The 17705-nt window shown below is 64.6% G+C and carries 15 protein-coding genes and 1 pseudogene; 9 read left to right on the plus strand and 7 right to left on the minus strand.

Going from position 1 to position 17705, the window contains the following annotated elements:
- Positions 1–8: 8 nt before the first annotated feature.
- A complete protein-coding gene (locus ACTGJ9_RS10065; protein WP_456676933.1) occupies positions 9–542 on the minus strand; it encodes a putative quinol monooxygenase in 534 nt (177 codons plus the stop codon).
- 136 nt (positions 543–678) lie between these two features.
- Between ACTGJ9_RS10065 and ACTGJ9_RS10070 the strand changes: the two genes are divergently transcribed.
- From ACTGJ9_RS10070 to ACTGJ9_RS10090, 5 genes are all read left to right on the plus strand, one after another.
- Positions 679–1368 carry an ArsR/SmtB family transcription factor gene (locus ACTGJ9_RS10070; RefSeq protein ID WP_456676934.1) on the plus strand — a complete coding sequence of 230 codons (690 nt, stop codon included), beginning with the start codon at positions 679–681 and terminating at the stop codon, positions 1366–1368.
- Positions 1369–1401: 33 nt separating this feature from the next.
- Complete coding sequence (locus ACTGJ9_RS10075; RefSeq protein WP_456676935.1) at positions 1402–2640, plus strand: FAD-binding protein; 1239 nt, start codon at positions 1402–1404, stop codon at positions 2638–2640.
- A complete protein-coding gene (gene glcF, locus ACTGJ9_RS10080; RefSeq protein WP_456676936.1) occupies positions 2637–3959 on the plus strand; it encodes a glycolate oxidase subunit GlcF in 1323 nt (440 codons plus the stop codon). Before ACTGJ9_RS10075 ends, glcF begins: the two co-directional genes overlap by 4 nt.
- Positions 3960–4006: 47 nt before the next feature.
- Positions 4007–4450 (plus strand): hypothetical protein, encoded by a 444-nt coding sequence (locus ACTGJ9_RS10085; RefSeq protein WP_456676937.1) that lies wholly within the window; start codon positions 4007–4009, stop codon positions 4448–4450.
- A 369-nt stretch (positions 4451–4819) separates the two neighbouring features.
- Entirely contained in the window at positions 4820–5845 is a 1026-nt protein-coding gene (locus ACTGJ9_RS10090; RefSeq protein WP_456676938.1) for a TorF family putative porin, read from the plus strand.
- 72 nt (positions 5846–5917) lie between these two features.
- Here the strand turns inward: ACTGJ9_RS10090 and ACTGJ9_RS10095 are convergent, their stop codons facing one another.
- Entirely contained in the window at positions 5918–7681 is a 1764-nt protein-coding gene (locus ACTGJ9_RS10095) for an ABC transporter ATP-binding protein/permease (RefSeq protein WP_456676939.1), read from the minus strand.
- 314 nt (positions 7682–7995) lie between these two features.
- Here ACTGJ9_RS10095 and ACTGJ9_RS10100 point away from each other — a divergent pair, with 314 nt between their 5' ends.
- On the plus strand, positions 7996–9660 hold the full coding sequence (locus ACTGJ9_RS10100; protein WP_456676940.1) for an L-lactate permease: 1665 nt from the start codon (positions 7996–7998) through the stop codon (positions 9658–9660).
- Between the two features lie 135 nt (positions 9661–9795).
- A pseudogene (locus tag ACTGJ9_RS10105) lies at positions 9796–10193 on the plus strand (META domain-containing protein).
- Positions 10194–10325: 132 nt separating this feature from the next.
- On the opposite strand, the gene ACTGJ9_RS10110 reads toward ACTGJ9_RS10105, so the two are convergent.
- The 3 genes from ACTGJ9_RS10110 to ACTGJ9_RS10120 all read right to left on the minus strand — a co-directional run bounded on the left by ACTGJ9_RS10110 (position 10326) and on the right by ACTGJ9_RS10120 (position 13723).
- Positions 10326–11537 carry a hypothetical protein gene (locus tag ACTGJ9_RS10110; RefSeq protein WP_456676941.1) on the minus strand — a complete coding sequence of 404 codons (1212 nt, stop codon included), beginning with the start codon at positions 11535–11537 and terminating at the stop codon, positions 10326–10328.
- A gap of 143 nt (positions 11538–11680) precedes the next feature.
- On the minus strand, positions 11681–13309 hold the full coding sequence (gene groL / locus ACTGJ9_RS10115) for a chaperonin GroEL (protein ID WP_456676942.1): 1629 nt from the start codon (positions 13307–13309) through the stop codon (positions 11681–11683).
- Between the two features lie 117 nt (positions 13310–13426).
- Positions 13427–13723, minus strand: a complete 297-nt coding sequence (locus tag ACTGJ9_RS10120; RefSeq protein ID WP_200296220.1) for a co-chaperone GroES — start codon at positions 13721–13723, stop codon at positions 13427–13429.
- Positions 13724–14041: 318 nt separating this feature from the next.
- Here ACTGJ9_RS10120 and ACTGJ9_RS10125 point away from each other — a divergent pair, with 318 nt between their 5' ends.
- A complete protein-coding gene (locus tag ACTGJ9_RS10125; protein ID WP_456676943.1) occupies positions 14042–14563 on the plus strand; it encodes a hypothetical protein in 522 nt (173 codons plus the stop codon).
- Positions 14564–14809: 246 nt separating this feature from the next.
- Here the strand turns inward: ACTGJ9_RS10125 and ACTGJ9_RS10130 are convergent, their stop codons facing one another.
- Positions 14810–15589, minus strand: a complete 780-nt coding sequence (locus ACTGJ9_RS10130) for a protein phosphatase CheZ (protein ID WP_456676944.1) — start codon at positions 15587–15589, stop codon at positions 14810–14812.
- 312 nt (positions 15590–15901) lie between these two features.
- Between ACTGJ9_RS10130 and ACTGJ9_RS10135 the strand changes: the two genes are divergently transcribed.
- The gene (locus ACTGJ9_RS10135; RefSeq protein WP_456676945.1) at positions 15902–16717 is read left to right on the plus strand and encodes a L,D-transpeptidase; all 816 of its coding nucleotides are present in this window, start codon (positions 15902–15904) and stop codon (positions 16715–16717) included.
- A gap of 70 nt (positions 16718–16787) precedes the next feature.
- On the opposite strand, the gene ACTGJ9_RS10140 is transcribed toward ACTGJ9_RS10135, so the two are convergent.
- A complete protein-coding gene (locus ACTGJ9_RS10140) occupies positions 16788–17615 on the minus strand; it encodes a DUF2076 domain-containing protein (protein ID WP_456676946.1) in 828 nt (275 codons plus the stop codon).
- Positions 17616–17705 lie beyond the last annotated feature (90 nt).

Genomic DNA, 17705 nt, shown 5'->3' on the forward strand with positions numbered 1-17705 from the left:
GCTCGCTCCTACAGCAGATCGTATTGCGCGCGCTCACGCCTCGCCAGCAGTGGCAGCGCTTCGCCGGCGATGTAGCTCTTGAAATGCGCGCTCTCCTGGTGTGCCTTGAACGCGGCTTCGTCTCGGAACAGTTCGTAGAACAGGAACTGCGCCGGATTGTCCTTGCCGCGCGAGATCAGGAACAGCTTGACGCCGTCCTCGCGCTGCGCCTCCGGGAGGAAGCGGTCGAGGATGGCTGCGATCCTGTCGGCCTCGCCGGGCTTGGCCTCCCACTGCGCGACCACGAGCAGGCCGCCTCCGTCGACGGCGTCGCTGACCGATTTCTGTGTTGCATAATGCTTCATTGTCTTTGCTCCTTGTTCGAGTGCCTGAGATGACGTCGCCGTCCATGGCGAGAGATAGATCGCCAGGATGGTGCCGCAGGCGCGGATCACCGACCTGCGGCTGAACGCTTCACGTGCGCGCGGCGCTGGCCGCGCTTGTCTCGATCGCTCCATCTTTGCCTCCGCTGCTTCGTCTTCGATCGCGATCGCTGCGACCATGTCGCGATGTCGTGCCGGTTGGTTTCGCCGGCGATCGAAGTGTCGATGTCGTGAACATTTCGACCATGATCGAAACGTTGCGGCGGCGTCCTGTGCGACAAGCGAGATGGGTTTTCGTCACATGCCGGAGCCGGCCATGCCGACCATCGCACGCGAGCTCGCCGATCTGGCGGCCCTGATCGCCGATCCCGGCCGGGCCCTGATCCTGTCGCGATTGATGGACGGACGCGCGCAGACTGCGGGCGAGCTGGCGCTGGTCGCCGGCGTCACGCCTCAGACGGCGAGCTGGCATCTCGGCAGGCTGGTGCAGCACGCAATCCTGAAAGTCGAACGGCGGGGGCCGCGCCGGCTGTACCGGCTGGCCACGCCGTTGGTAGCGCAGATCCTGGAGGGGATGATGACGGTTGCCGTAACGGGTCCGCAGGGCACGCGGCCTCCGGCACGGATCGATACCGCGATGCGGCGGGCCAGGACCTGCTACGATCACCTCGCGGGCGAGCTCGGTGTCGCCCTCGCTGACGCGCTGCGGGAGCGCGAATATCTGGTTCTCGACCACGAGGTTGGCGAGCTGACGGAAGCGGGCATGGCGTTCCTCGGCAGTTTCGGCATCGATCTCCGCCCGTCGGCGCGGCACCGGCGGGTGCTGTGCCGGCCCTGTCTCGACTGGAGCGAACGCCGGCCGCATCTGGCCGGGCGGGCAGGGGCGGCGCTGGCTGAGCTGGCGTTCCAACGGGACTGGATCCGCCGCAGGCCGCAGGGGCGCTCCGTCGAGATCACCGGTACCGGGCTTGACGCATTCCGCTCCCTGTTCGGTGTCCGCATTTGATTTTGGGACCAAATTTCGTTACCCGCTAGACGCGTGGATACGCTCAGGGTCAGAGACGCCAAAGACGTCGAAGAGGTGGTGCGGGCGGCGATTGCCAATGAGCAGCCGCTCGAGATCATCGGTCATGGCAGCAAGCGCAGCATCGGGCACGCGATGGCGACCAACGCCGTGCTCGACGTCTCCGCGCTGAATGCGATCACCTCCTACGAGCCCAATGAATTGATCGTGACGCTCCAGGCCGGCGCGCCGCTGGCCGACGTGCTGTCGCTGATCGATGCCAAGAACCAGCAATTCGCCTTCGAGCCGATCAACACCGCCCCGCTGCTCGGCACGCCCGTATCAGGGACGATCGGCGGCATGATTGCGGCCGGGCTCGCCGGTCCGCGCCGGATCAAGGCGGGTGGCGCGCGCGATCACCTGCTCGGGGCGCATGCCGTTTCGGGCTTCGGCGACAGCTTCAAGACTGGCGGCAAGGTGGTGAAGAACGTCACGGGTTACGACCTCTGCAAGCTGCTTTCGGGCTCCTGGGGCACGCTGTCGGTAATGACCGAAGTGACGCTGAAGGTGATGCCGAAGCCAGAGGCTGAGCGGACGCTGCTGCTGCGCCGGCTCGACGATGCCGCCGCCAACAAGGCGATGACCGCCGCCCTCGGCTCGCCGTTCGACGTCTCCGCCGCCGCGCATCTGCCGAAATCGGCCTTCCGCGCCAACACCGAGGGGCTTGGCGATATCGCCGGCCAGGGCGAAGCGCTGACGGTGCTGCGGCTCGAGGGCATCACGGCCTCCGCCGCCCATCGCGCCGGCTCGCTCCGCGAATTGCTGGCGCCGTTCGGAACCGCAACCCTGATCGAGGACGCAGCGTCATCCGCGCTGTGGGCCACCATCCGCGACGTGCTGCCGTTCGCGGCCGGCGGCGCGCTTGGCGCCTGGCCGGTGTGGCGGATCGTCTGTCCGCCGGCTTCGGGCGCGGCACTCGGCACGCAATTGGCGCGCGAGACCGGCGGCGATGTCATCTACGATTGGGGCGGCGGGCTGATCTGGGCGGCACTGCCGCCGACGACCGACGCGCATGCCCCGGCCGTGCGCCAGCGGGCCAATGCGTTCGGCGGGCATGCCACGCTGATCCGGGCCGCCGAGGACGTCAGGCGCAGCGTCGACGTTTTCCATCCGCAAGCGCCGGGTATCGCCGCCCTGAGCGAACGGGTCCGCGCCGGTTTCGATCCGAAGTCCATTTTGAACCGGGGGCGGTTGACGCGGGGCACTGCGGCATGAAGACCGAATTTTCACTCGCGCAGCTCGCGGATCCCGACATCGCGGAAGCCGACAAGATCCTGCGCGCCTGCGTTCATTGCGGCTTCTGCACCGCGACCTGTCCGACCTATGTGCTGCTCGGCGACGAGCTCGATAGCCCGCGCGGCCGCATCTATCTGATCAAGGAGATGCTGGAGAAGGACCAGGCGCCGACGGCCGAGGTGGTCAAGCATGTCGACCGCTGCCTGTCGTGCCTGGCCTGCATGACGACCTGCCCCTCCGGGGTGAACTACATGCACCTCGTCGATCAGGCCCGTGTCAGAATCGAGCAGCGTTATCAGCGGCCGCTCGCCGAGCGGCTGCTGCGCCAGGTGCTGGCCTTCGTCCTGCCCGACCCGCAGCGGTTTCGCATCAGCATGCGGCTGGCGCAGCTGGCCGGGCCCTTTGCCGTCTTGCTGTCGACCCCGCGGCCCTCGGCCACGCCCGGCCTGATCCAGCGCCTCAAGGCGATGCTGGCGCTGGCTCCAGGCCGGCTGCCGGCGCCGGGCGCGCCTCCGGGCAGCGTGTTCGCAGCGCTTGGCAAGAAGCGCGGCCGGGTCGCACTGCTCCAGGGCTGCGCCCAGCAGGTGCTGGCACCGCGCATCAACCAGGCCGCCATCAGCCTGCTGACCCGTCACGGCATCGAGGTCGTCCTGGTCAAGGACGAGCAATGCTGCGGCGCGCTGACCCATCACCTCGGTTACGACGATGACGCGCTGGGCCGGGCCCGCGCCAACGTCAGGGCGTGGCAGAAGGAGGCTGCTGGCGAGGGGCTCGACGCCATCCTGGTGACGGCGTCCGGCTGCGGCACAGTGATCAAGGACTACGGCTATCTGCTGCGCGAGGATGCCGCGTTCGCAGCCGATGCGGCAAAGGTGTCCGCGCTTGCGAAGGACATCACCGAATATGTCGCGGGCCTCGGATTGCAAACGACTACACGGCAAGACGACATCGTCGTCGCCTATCATTCCGCGTGTTCGTTGCAGCACGGGCAGAAAATCTCGGACCTTCCGAAAGAATTGCTTTCCAAGAATGGATTCGTGGTGAAAGATGTGCCGGAGAGCCATTTGTGTTGCGGTTCGGCGGGGACCTACAACATTCTCCAGCCTGAGCTTGCGGGCCGGTTGCGCGATCGCAAGGTCGCCAACATCGCGAGCGTCAAGCCGGACATGATTGCCGCGGGCAATATCGGTTGCATGGTGCAGATTGCCAGTGGCACGTCAGTCCCGGTCGTACACACGATTGAGCTTCTCGATTGGGCTACGGGCGGGGCGCGGCCGGCACTGAATGCGTCGCGTTGAGCTTTCGTCCGGAGGCGACGGCTTAAGGGCGCCCGATCGACCATTGTTTGGCGGCAACAGGAGGACCACGATGGCGAAAGCGAGTAAGAAAAAACCAAGAAGACCAAGAAGGCCAAGAAGGCCAAGAAGGTTGTAGCGGCGAAGAAGAAGGCGGCCAAGAAGTCCGCCAAGAAGTCTGCGAAGAAATCGGCCAAGAAGGCTGCGCCGAAGAAGGCCGCCAAGAAGACGGCAAAGAAGGCTGCGGCCAAGAAAGCCGTAAAGAAGGCAGCGCCGAAGAAGGCCGCCAAGAAAGCAGCACCGAAGAAGGCGAAGGCAGCTCCCGCGCCGAAGCCGGCAGCTCCAATGGCAGCTCCGGCACCCGAGCCTGCCGCCGAGACAAGCTGGGCGATGCCTTCGTCTTCTGCGGAACCGACACCGGCCGAAGGACAAGGCTAGGCCCTCCAGGGCTGGGCCTCCAGGCTCAGGCCCAAGGCCGACTTACCCGAGCATGATCGACAACAGCAAGGCCGCAGCGGTGACGCTGCGGCCTTTTTTGCATCGCCGCTCCGGCTGCCGGAGGCTGCTCTTTTTGAATCAGTTGATTCGTAGCACGCGCGCCACGGTGTCGCGGACCTACGTAGTATCCCGGACGGCTCTCTGCACTTTGGAGTGAGAATGATGTGATCGAGAAGCAACACCGGATGACAACCTTTCGTGGAATCCTCAGAACGCCCAAAAAGGCGGCAGATGCCCGTGTTTTTTGCTTCCCGGTTCCGGTGCCTCCCTACAGATTGCCGAGGTAACGAAATTTGCAATCAGGTCGGGTGGCCCCGGGGCTTCCGGAGCTCGACCGGGGTCTAGAACTGGTGATGGGGATCGAAATGAAAAAAGTGACTTTGTTAGCAACGGCGCTGGCAATGGTGACGGGTTCGGCTTTCGCGGCGGACATGCCCTTGAAAGCTCTGAAGGCCCCTCCCGCGCCCGCGTTTGATCCTTGGGACATCGCCTTCGGCGGCGCGATCATGAGCGACTACATTTTCCGCGGCGTGACTCAGTCGAACCACAAGCCTTCGGTCGCCGCCTATTTCGAGCCCCGCTACAACATCAACAAGGACCTCCAGCTCTATGTCGGCGTGTCCGGCGAGAGCATCTCCTTCGCCAACCGCGCTGCGGCCGAAATCGACGTCTACGGCGGCATCCGCCCGACCTTCGGCGCATTCGCCTTCGATATCGGCGTTTGGGGTTACCTGTATCCGGGCGGAACCTGCTACAACGGCGGCAACGGCGGCTTGGCTGTCGATGCGGGCGGCAACCCGATTAGCGCGGAATGCTTCGCGAACTTCCTTCCCAACGGCAACGTCATGAAGAAGGATGTCAGCTTCTTCGAAGTCTACGGCAAGGTCACTTACACCATTAACGACAACTGGTCGGTCGGCTTGAACGAGTACTACTCGCCGAACTTCCTGAACTCCGGCGCCTGGGGCGACTACGCCTCGATCACCGCCAAGTACACCGCGCCCAGCACGATCTTCGGTTCGAGCGGCGTCGGCATGTATGTGTCGGGCGAGTTCGGCCGCCAGTTTCTCGGCACCAGCGACTCCTTCTACGGCACGACCTTCACCAATCCCGGCTTTGCCGGGCCGTTCCCGAACGGCATCAAGTACGCCGACTATAACACCTGGAATATCGGCGTCGGCTTCACCTACAAGGTGTTCACCCTCGATCTGCGTTACTCCGACACCGACCTGAACAAGGGTAATTGCAACGCCTTCACCAGTGCCTTCAACGGCTCCGGTACCACCAACGTCACCGCGATCAACCCGACCGGCGTCGGCTCCAACTGGTGCGGCACGGCCGGCATCGCCAAGCTGTCCTTCGACCTGACGGCGATGACCAACCTGAAGTAAGTTTGTCCCGAGACGACTAACGAGGGCGGCAGAGCAATCTGCCGCCCTTTGTTTGGGCGCCGCTTCGCGCGCTCAGCGCGCCGCGCTCGCCTCCGGCTCGGCTGGTGCACCGTCATTGCCCAGGACATGGATCGCGCCGTCTTTCACCATCGCCACCTTGCGGGTGTGGAAGGCGTCGAGCGTCGAACGATGGCCGATGGAGACGATGGTGGCCCGCGGCAGCTTCTCCGCCAGCAGCCGGTAGAGCCGCGCCTCGGACGCCTCGTCGAGCGAGGCGGTGGCCTCGTCGAGGAAGAGATAGTCCGGCCCGTGCAGCAGCGCGCGGGCGAGCCCGAGGCGCTGCTGCTCGCCCAGCGAGAGCATCCGGTTCCAGTGGCCGTCCTCGTTGAGCCGTTCGGCTAGGTCGGGCAGGCCGACGGCGATCACCGCGTCCCGGATCTGGGCTGCCTGGAATGCGCCGGGGCCTGCGGGATAGATCACGGCGTCACCCAGCGCGCCGACCGGGAAATAAGGGCGTTGCGGCAGCATCATCAGCTTCGCCTGCGCGGGGATGGCGATGGTGCCGGTGCCGAACGGCCAGATGCCGGCGATGGCACGGAACAGGGTCGACTTGCCGGAGCCCGACGGCCCGGTCACGAGCACGCGCTCGGGCGCCTGGATGGCGAAGCCATCGGCTGCGACCAGCGGCGTGCCATTGGGGAGATACACGCAGAGCTTCTCGAGGCCGATATTACGGCTGCCGCCCGCCGCCCTGAGCTCGATCGTCGCCTCATGGGCCGGCAGGTTTGCCGCGGCCGCAACCGACATCTCGAAGCCGTCGAGACGCGCGACGATCGCGCGCCATTCGGCGATCGTCCGATAGGCCGTGACGAAGAAGGACAGGGCATCCTGCACCTGGCCAAACGCCGAGCCGGTCTGCATCATGTCGCCGAGCTGGATGCTCTTGGCGAAGTAGGCCGGCGAGACCACCACATAGGGAAAGATCGTCGCAGCCTGACCGTAGCTCGCCGTGAAGGCGGTCAGTCGCTTGGTCCGGCTCATGATCGCATACCAGTTGCCGATGACGTAGCCGAAGCGCTGGAGCAGATGACCTCGCTCCGCGCTCTCTCCCTTCAAGAGTGCAATCTGCTCGGAATTTTCGCGCACGCGGATCAGGTTGAAGCGGAAGTCTGCCTCGTAGCGCTGCTTCTCGAAATAAAGATTGATGAGCGGCGCGCCGATCCAGTGCGTCAGTGCCGTACCCAGGAGCGCGTAGGCCAGCGCGCACCAGACCAGGAAACCCGGGATCACGATATCGGTACCGTAAATGTGCAGGGGCGCCTTGTTGGACAGACCCCAGAGGATGACGATGAACGACGCCAGCGTCACGATGGACGACAGCAGGCCGAGACCGAGCACGAGCGTTTGCTCGACGAAGTTCGTGACGTCCTCGGTGAGACGCTGGTCCGGGTTATCGGCGGCGTCGCCCTTCAGCTGCATGCGGTAGTGCGTGGCGCCTTCCAGCCATTCGGCGAGATAGTGCTGCGTGAGCCATCGGCGCCAGCGGATCTGCAGCCACTGGTTCAGGTAAAGCTTGTACACGGCCAGAGCGACGTAGGTGAAGGCAAGGCCGAGGAAGATCCAAACCTGCATGACAAACTCATTCAGATCGTAGGCCTGGAGTGCGCTGTAGAACCGGTTCTGCCATTGGTTGAGCAGCACGTTGATCGCGACGAGCGCCAGCTCCATTGCGATGACGACGCCGAGCAGGCCGCGGCCGGCCCATTTGTCCTCCGATCGGAAATACGGGCCGGCGATTCGCCAGACGGTCGCGAGCGTGGCGCTGATGTTTCTCACAGAGGGGGATCTCCTGACGGATATGCACAGCGACCCCGGAGCCAAGCGGCTGGGGCCATGGCAGAAAATGGGTGCGCTTAGACTAAAGTCGCAAGTTCTGCAATTTGCGTTGGCTAGCCGCAGCTTGCAACCCTAGCATGGGCACAACGGCGTGGGGTGGGGGCCTCCCGATTTTCGCGAGCTTGTGAGCAGGCGGGAACCGCGGCTTTCGCGAGGAATTCGCGTCCAACTCGGGGGTTATCGCTTCCAACGTCGAGCAGGCCCGCCGCCCACGCTGGCCGGCCTGCCACATGAACGCGTGGGGGAGGAAGACCATGTGGAATCAAATCTATGATCCGCTGCACAGCCCCGTGCTGTCGACGATCGCGGCGGCGATACCCGTCGTCACGCTGCTGGTCCTGATCGCGAGCGGGCGGGTTCAGGCTCACATCGCAGCCGTCGTCGCCGTGATCGTGACCAACCTGATCACGATTTTCGTTTTCACCATGCCGGTGAACATGTCGATCCGCGCCTCGATCCTCGGCATCGTGACCGGCTTTTTCCCGATCGGCTGGATCGTTCTCAACGTCATCTTCCTCTACCAGGTGACGGTGACGACCGGGCGGTTCGAACTCTTGAAGCGCGCAGTCGGCGGCGTCACCGAGGACCGGCGGCTGCAATTGCTGCTGATCGCGTTTTCCTTCGGCGCCTTTTTCGAGGGCGCTTCCGGCTTCGGCACGCCGGTGGCGATCACCGGCGCCGTGCTGATCGGCCTGGGCTTCTCGCCGCTTGCGGCAAGCGGCCTGTCGCTGATCGCCAACACTGCGCCTGTCGCCTTCGGCGCGCTGGGCACGCCGATCCAGGGCCTCGCTTCCGTCACCGGGCTCGATCCCTACATTCTCGGTGCGATGGTGGGACGGCAATTGCCGCTGTTCTCGCTGATCGTGCCGTTCTGGGTGGTGTGGGCGTTCGCGGGCTGGAAGGGCATGAAGGACATCTGGCCCGCGATCCTCGTCACCGGCGTGTCGTTCGCGGTCCCGCAATTCGTGATCTCGAACTACGTCAATCCCTGGATCGTCGACATCGGTGCGTCGCTGATCTCGATGGGCGCGCTGATCCTGTTCCTGAAGGTCTGGCAGCCGAAGCAGCTCTGGCTGTCGCCGGCGCTGCGCGGACATGATGAATCGGCGGCGACGATGGCCACCGCAAAGCCGCTCGACAAGACGCCGCTGACGCAGAGCGAGCTCTTCAGCGCGCTGTTGCCGTGGATCATCGTCTGCGTCGTGATGCTGATCTGGGGCAACGGTGCCTTCAAGACCTGGGCGAACGGGATCTTCACCTGGAACTACGCCGTTCCCGAACTGCACCAGATGATCAACAAGATGCCGCCGGTCGCGCCGGCGCCGACCAAGGAAGGGGCGGTGTTCGCCTTCACCTATCTGTCCTTCACCGGCAGCGGCATGCTGATTGCCGCGATCATCTCCGGCTTCCTGATGGGCGTCGGTCCCGGCAGGCTGCTGGTTGAATATGGCCGCACCATCCGGCTCTGCGCGATCTCGCTGATCACGATTTCGGCGATGCTCGCGATCGGCACGCTGACGCGCCTTTCCGGCGTCGACGCGACGCTGGGTCTCGCCTTCGCCGCAACCGGCGTGCTCTATCCCTTCTTCGGCACGCTGCTCGGCTGGTTGGGCGTGGCACTGACCGGATCGGATACGTCGTCGAACATCCTGTTCGGCAACCTCCAGAAGATCACGTCCCAGCAACTCGGTTTGTCGCCAATCCTGATGGCGGCGGCGAACTCGTCCGGCGGCGTGATGGGCAAGATGATCGACGCGCAATCGATCGTCGTCGCCTCCACCGCGACCAATTGGTACGGCCACGAAGGCACGATCCTGCGCTTCGTGTTCTGGCACTCGATCGTGCTGGCCTGCCTCGTCGGCGTGTTCGTGACGTTGCAAGCCTATGTCTATCCGTTCACGGAGCTCGTCCTGAAGTAGCAGGCGACGTCCGGCTTCGACGAAAAACCCCGCGGGATCGTCCCGCGGGGTTTTGGTGCGTCGAAACGGCGAACCTTCTCAAAGGCTTTGCCGTCTTATAAAAGACCCCGCGAAGCGGGTCGGTCGAGAGGTCTCATGGTATCGTTGAAGCAGATGGTGGGTGCGGCGGTCGCAGTGCTGTCGATGTCGGTTGCCGCGCGTGCGGAGGAGGGCTTCCCCTTCGGGACCGAGATGACGCTGGAGGCCATGCCGCAGCCCGGCTCGAAACGAATTCGAACATCGAGATCGGTGACAATGGCGAGGTCGCGCTCGAGCTCTGGTGCAAGAGCGGCAAGGGGCAGTTCTCGGTGGCCGGCAACACCGTGATTTTCGTTCCCGGCGCAATTCAGGATCGCTCCTGTCCGCCGGCAAAGGCCCAGGCCGATGACGATCTCGTCGCCGCTCTCGCCGCCGTCGAGACCTGGAAGCGCCAGGGCGACGTGCTCACGCTGGTCGGCCCGAAGCCACTGCGCTTCCGTACCAACGGGAATTGAGGCTCGCTCTCGTCCTTCCCCGCGAAGGCGGGGAATCCAGTACGCCGCGGCCCATCTATTCAATAACAATCGTCTCGGAGTACTGGATCGCCCGGCCAAGCCGGGCGATGACAGCGCGTTGTCGTGTGCGCCTTACTTCCACACCGACTTGTCGGCGTCCCAACGCTGGCCCTTCAGCTCCTTGGCGAGCGCCTCGATCGAGCCGTTGTCGTCGGGCTGGTCGCCTTCCTCATCGGCCGCCGCCTCGTCTGACACGTTGAGCTTCGCGCCGCTGCTCTCGTCTGCGGTCGTGGTCGAGGGGCTGCCGATCCAGACCATCAGTTTGTCGGTCGGCCCCGGCTTGTCGGCGGAGACGAGGCCCGAGACCTCGATCGTGTCGGTGAGCTCGAGCGCCGGGAAATCCTGGTTCGGCCGCTTGAAGACGAGCTTGAGCTTGCCGGTGGCGGCGTTGAAGCTCTGCGACGCCGGCTTGGCCGCGAGCGTCTTGCTCAGCACGCCGGCAATTGCGCTGGCGAGCTTGTCGCGGTTGATCTTGTCGCCATCGCGCCAGTCGGCGGCGGGGATGCGGATGGTGCGGTCCATCTCCGCCAGCCCTGCGGTCCAGCCGGCGGCGGTGACGCCCGGCATAGCCTTGAATTTCGCGAGCAGCGCGGCGGAGCGCTCCGGGTCGACCGACATGTTGATGGTCTGCTCGCCGGCGCGCAGCGCATCGCAGCCGACGGTGAGACTTGCCAGCGTCACCTCGACGTCCTGACCCCTGAGGCTCTTCAGGAAATCGGTCGCGTTGTCCAGCTTGACCTTGACCGCGATCGCCTCCGGCGAGACTTCGGTGAAGTCCTTCGGCTGGGGCGTGATGCCGTCGTCGGTGGTCTGGTTGTCCAGAAATTCCTTCTCACTGAGATCGGCATTGTCGGGCGAGGTCACTTCGGTCACGACCTGGCCGATGCCGATCTGGCCGCGGAACTCGAAGGTGTCGCCGGTCGGCTTGCGCGTGAGCTTGACCGTGACCGGCGCCTTCTCGCCGAGGCTCGAGGTCGTGCCGGTCAGCGTCTGGCCCGCGATCTGGAGATTGACGACGAAGCGGTCCTTGCGGTCGGAGTTCCTGGCGACGGGGTAGCAGACGTCGAGCACGGCTGCGGTGACCGTCTTGCCCTGCCGCGTCTCCTTCAGGATCACGTCGGCATTGCCGTCCATCAGACCGTCGATCGAGGTGAAATAGCGCGTCTCCACGCCGCCGGGCGCCGCGGCCTTCGGCGACAGCTTCATCTGGGCTGAGGCGACCTCGGGAGAGACGGAGAGCAAGGCCGCCAAAAGGGCGGTCGAACAAACCAGAAGCGCGCGCATTGACGAGATCCTCGAAGGAATGGAATCGGGCGCCACCGTAGTGGGTTTTGGCCGCCGGTTGAATCGGAAAGCGTGCAGCATGATCGGCAAAAAAGAAGGCCGCCCGGAGGCGGCCTTCGCAACGCGATCGGGTGAGGATCGGCTCAGAAGCCGCCCATGCCGCCGCCGGCCGGCTGCGGGCGGGTTTCCTTCTTCGGCGCCTCGGCGACCATCGCCTCGGTGGTCACCAGCAGGCCCGCCACGGAGGCGGCGTCCTGCAGCGCGGTGCGCACCACCTTGGCGGGATCGATGATGCCCTTCTCGATCATGTCGACATAGTCCTCGGTCTGGGCGTCGAAGCCGAAGGTCTCGGACTTGTTCTCGAGGATCTTGCCGACCACGATGGAGCCTTCCACGCCGGCATTCTCCGAGATCTGGCGGATCGGAGCTTCAAGCGCCTTCAGCACGATGTTGATGCCGGCCTGCACGTCGGCATTGGCGTTGGTGAGACGTCCCACAGCCTTCTTGGCGCGCAGCAGCGTCACGCCGCCGCCGGGGACGATGCCTTCCTGCACCGCGGCGCGGGTGGCGTTGAGCGCGTCCTCGACGCGGTCCTTCTTCTCCTTGACCTCGATCTCGGTGGCACCGCCGACGCGGATCACCGCGACGCCGCCGGCGAGCTTGGCGAGACGCTCCTGGAGTTTCTCACGGTCGTAGTCCGAGGTAGTCTCCTCGATCTGGGCCTTGATCTGACCGACGCGGGCCTCGATCTCCGGCTTCTTGCCGGCGCCCTTGACGATCGTGGTGTTCTCCTTGTCGATCACGACCTTGCCGGCACGACCGAGCATCTTCACCGTGACGTTCTCGAGCTTCATGCCGAGATCTTCGGAGATCAGCTGACCGCCGGTCAGGATCGCGAGGTCTTCCAGCATGGCCTTGCGGCGATCACCGAACCCCGGCGCCTTGACGGCGGCGACCTTGAGGCCGCCACGCAGGCGGTTGACGACCAGGGTCGCCAGCGCCTCGCCCTCGACGTCCTCGGCGATGATGACGAGCGGCTTGCCCGACTGCACCACGGCTTCCAGCACCGGCAGCATGGCCTGCAGGCCGGAGAGCTTCTTCTCGTGCAGGAGGATGTAAGCATCCTCGAGCTCGGCGGTCATCTTCTCGGGGTTGGTCACGAAATAGGGGCTGAGATAGCCGCGGTCGAACTTCATGCCCTCGACGATGTCGACTTCGGTGTCGAGCGACTTGTTTTCCTCGACGGTGATGACGCCCTCGTTGCCGACCTTCTGCATCGCCTGCGCGATCATCTTGCCGATGGCGGTATCGCCATTGGCCGAGATGGTGCCGACCTGGGCGACCTCGGAGGAGGCGGCGACCGGCTTGGCCCGCTTCTCGATGTCCTTGACCACGGCCGTCACGGCAATATCGATCCCCCGCTTGAGGTCCATCGGGTTCATGCCGGCGGCAACCGCCTTGGCGCCTTCGCGCACGATGGCTTGGGCCAGCACGGTCGCGGTGGTGGTGCCGTCGCCGGCGAGGTCGTTGGTCTTGGAGGCGACCTCACGCACCATCTGGGCGCCCATGTTCTCGAACTTGTCCTCGAGCTCGATCTCCTTGGCGACGGTGACGCCGTCCTTGGTGATGCGAGGCGCGCCGAACGACTTCTCGATGACGACGTTGCGGCCCTTGGGGCCGAGCGTCACCTTGACGGCGTTGGCGAGAATGTCGACGCCGCGCAGCATGCGATCGCGTGCGTCTCCGGAAAACTTGACGTCCTTGGCAGCCATGGTCTGCAACCCCTGTTATGTCGTGATGTGTCTTGTTTGGTGGTGTGCCGTGGAATGATGGATGCCCGGACCTGACGACCCGGGCATGGTATTCAGCGGCTGTTCAGGCGTTCGGCCTTAGGCCATCACACCCATGATGTCCGACTCCTTCATGATCAGGAGCTCATCGTTGTCGATCTTGACCTCGGTGCCCGACCACTTGCCGAACAGCACGCGGTCGCCGACCTTCAGGTCGATCGGGATCAGCTTGCCAGCCTCGTCGCGGCCGCCGGGGCCGACGGCGACGACTTCGCCCTGGGACGGCTTTTCCTTGGCGGTGTCGGGGATGATGATGCCGCCCTTGGTCTTTTCCTCGGCATCGATACGTTTGACCACGACACGGTCATGCAGCGGACGAAATTTGGACTTAGCCATGACGTTTCCCTTTGGAGGCTGGGTTTTCCGAAAGCAGCGGAAGTGGGTGAGGGCGGCGCTCCCGTCCACCCTCTGCCCGAGGATCGAACGGTACGCTTAGCAATCGGTCTTTCCGAGTGCTAATAGTGCGCCCGGAAATATGGCTTGGCCGCGATCCTGTCAAGCAAAGGTGGTTAAGCGATTGGTGAGGCGGATATAGCATGGTGTCTACGGAAGCTGGATTCCGGTGCGGGCGTATATTAGGACGTCATTGCTCTGGCAGCGGTTTTACGCTTGGCTGCGGGAGGGTGCGGCCATGGACTTGTTTGGGGGAATGCCATGATCAGTTCAGCTCACGCGCGCACGATTGCCAATCTGGCGGCGGCCTCTTGCCTGGCGCTGCTGCTCGGCGCCTGCGGCGGCGGCACGAGCCTGCCGTCCTTCTCCTCCTCCCAGCCGGCGTCCGAGGCCGAGCCGGGCGCCGGGCCGGAAATGCCGGCCTCGATCCGCGCCGACGAGATCGTTGGCCGCTGGGGCCTTGCCTCGTTCCAGAACCCGGCCGACCGCGCTCGCACCGAGGCGGCCGCGCGGGCCCAGTGCAAAAATCCCTACGTGATCGGCGCCGGTTCCTCCGGCGGCGTGATCATGCATCTCGCCGACCAGGCCACGCCGCAGGAACTGCGGCTGAAGGGCTCGCCGAGCGGCAAGAATTATATCGGCCCCTCCGGCCCGACGCCGGGCGAGCAGGACCGCGAGATCGTCTCCTTCGACGGCCGGGTCATGATCACCCGCTTCGTCGACAAGGACGCCGCCACCCGCTACGGCAACATGGTCTACGTCCGCTGCGCGCCGAGGGCGTAGTAGAGTTAGCCAAGACGCATACTGCACCCTCGCCCTTGTGGGAGAGGGTGGCTTCGCTGCAAGCGAAGCCGGGTGAGGGTTCTTTCCGCGAGTCCAACGCTCATTGAATTCGCCGAGGCAAACCCTCATCCGGCGCTTCGCGCCACCTTCTCCCACAAGGGGAGAAGGGAAGGCAGTCTCGCAACGACGGCAAACAAAAAACGCCGGCTCGCGCCGGCGTTTTGTTTTCCTCTCGATCGCGTTCGCTTAATCGAACAGCGCGTCGATGTCGTCCTGCGAGGCGTGGCCGACGTCGCCGGCGAGCTTCGGGCCGTTGAGCAGCTTGTCGTCCTCGCTGCGGGTATCGACCTGCGCCGGCACGTGGGCCTTGATGGCGTCGACGCCGCCCCAGATTTCCATCATCGCATTGATGTGCTGCTCGATGAACTTCATCGTGCCCATCACCTTGCTGATGCGCTGGCCGGTCAGGTCCTGGAAGTTGCAGGCTTCGAAGATCGAGATCACGCGTTCCTGGATGTCGTCGGCGAGCCGCTTCTGCTGGTCGGCCGATTGCACCTTGGACATCGCGCTGGCCGCCTGGTCGATCGATTCCGCGGCTTCGAGGATCTGCTGGGTCGCCTGTTCGGTGCCTCCGACCACCGCGCCGAGCTCGCCATTGACCTTGGCCATTTCGCCGCCGTCAAAGCTCTTGCCGTGCAGCGTCGCGATCTCGCGCTTGGTGCGGTCGATGGCGTCATGAATGAGGTCGAGCTCGACCTTCAGCTTCTCGCATTGCTCGATCTGCGCCCGATAGGTCTCGAGCATCGTGCGGGCGTCGGAAAGCTCCTGGTTGGTGGAGGCGTCGATCGCCGCCATGGCTGCGCTGCCGGACATGGGCACAGTGCCCTTTGCCATCTGTGCGCGGATCGCGCGCAGCTCCGCCATAATCTCGGTATGCATCGGGCCTGCCTCTTCTGCTACGTCAAGAATTGGCATCTCGCCACCGGCGATATCCTCGACACGAAAACGCTTGCGGTGAACAGCCATCAGGAACTCCCCCCACCTCACTCACGCGTCTTTGTAGGCAGAACCGATTTAACACGAGGTTCACGGCAGGAACCGTTGTGCGGCCGCGCGCGACGGCATGCAAACACGCGATTAACCATGAGGCTGCGCCCTTCATCGAAAATAAACGCTGATCGCCAAATTGCCCCGCCGCTCGCGACGTGGTGAATCCAAACGCGGCTTCCGTTTACCAAACGAAACGGAGTTTGCTCTTTATTGACCACGTCGAGGACGCGGACAGCAAGCCGCGTTCGGCGGCGAACGCAACGAGACGAAACAGTACAGAGTACGTCGATGTTCAAGAAAATGTCTGTCGCGCTGCTCGGCAGCGCTTGCGCCTTCATTGCCGGCGCCGATCGCGCGAGCGCCTTCGACAATACGGTGCCGAACGATCCGCCCGCGGTGCTTTACCAGCCGCAGGTGCCGCCGGCGCCGGTGCGCATCGCCTCCAACGCAAATATGGGCGGTGGCTTCATCGAGTTCCTGTTCGGCGATGGACCCGGCCGCGGTTCGGCCTATGCGCCGCAGCAGCCGATCTATCAGCAGCAGCCCGCTTACAACGATCCACGCCGCCTGCCGCCGATGGGCGAGCCGCAGATGCAGGGTGGATATCAGCAGGGCGCGGGTCTCCAGCAGGAGGCCATCGATCCGCGGCAGCGTCCGTTCGATCCGAAATTCGAGAAACAACTTGTTGACTACAGCGGCAAGGAAAGTGCCGGCACGATCGTGGTCGATTCCAACAACAAGTTTCTCTATCTCGTCGAGGGCAACGGCCGGGCGATGCGCTACGGCATCGGCGTCGGACGCGAGGGTTTCACCTGGAGCGGCGTGAAGTCGATCACGGCCAAGCGCGAATGGCCGGATTGGACGCCGCCGGCGGAAATGATCGCCCGCCGTCCCGATCTGCCGCGGCACATGGAAGGCGGCCCGGAAAACCCGCTGGGCGCGCGCGCGATGTATCTGGGCTCCACGCTCTACCGCATTCACGGCTCCAACGAGCCCTGGACCATCGGCACCAATGTCTCCTCCGGCTGCATCCGCATGCGCAACGAGGACGTCATCGACCTCTACGGTCGTGTCAATGTCGGCACCAAGGTCGTGGTGATGTGATCACCTGATGTTTCGAATGGAAACGGCCGCCTCATCGGCGGCCGTTGTTGTTTGGCGGCTCAGAGCAGCCTCACGCGTAATCGCTGCCGCCGTCGTCTCCGCCGCCGAAGTCGCTGTCGTCGGCTACGTCCATATTGCCGTTGTCGTTGTTATCGTCGTCCTGATCGTCGCCGTCGCGATCGTTCGAGGCCTGGTCGAAGAAGCCCTGCTGAGAATCCTGGCGCAGATCCCGGCTCGCCCCGATGTCGTTGAGGCCGGCATCGCGCGCGAGCGAGCTGCCGGACTGGTCGCCGCTCCAGGGGCTGCCACCCCCGCCGCGTTCCTCGATGATATTGGTGTCGCCAAAAGCCTGATGCGATCCGCCGCCCATCATGCCGCGGATGCTGGAGAGCAGCAGCGAGCCGCCGACCATGCCGGCTGCGGCCGCGGCCGCCGTGCCCAGGAACGAACCGCCGCCACCGCCGACCGGGGGTGCGCCGTAGCCACCCTGACCCTGTCCGTAAGCCTGACCATAGGGCGGCTGGCCGTAGCCCGGCTGGGCCTGCTGCATCGCCTGGCCGCTGTTCCAGACCGGCCGCTGCTCGCGCGGCGGCACGTTCGGAACCGAGCCGCGCGACGGGCTCGAGCCGAACAGCGTGTCTCGCATGGTGTCGAGGAAGCCGCCGGACTGGGGCTGCTCCGGCGCGTGGGCCGCTTCCAGCTCCTGGATCCGGTTATGCGCGCGCTTCAGCGCTTCGTCCTGCAACAGCGTGGTCTGCACCAGCGCATAGACTGCGCCCGGCGCCTTGCGTAGGCCGTCCGAAATCGCGGCGATCGCGTCGGGATCGCGCGGTGCATTTTCCAGTTTTGAGAGCCGGTCGAAAAGCTCGTCGACGAGCTGGCGTTCCTGCGGCGTCATGATCTGTCTCCCTCGCGCGAAACAAGCGCAAGCGGGATGTAGGGTTCCGTTGTGGTCCCAACAGTGCTGGCCGGATTAAATTTCGGTATG

This window comes from Bradyrhizobium sp. RDM12 (assembly GCF_051917485.1).
Classification (GTDB): Bacteria; Pseudomonadota; Alphaproteobacteria; order Rhizobiales; family Xanthobacteraceae; genus Bradyrhizobium.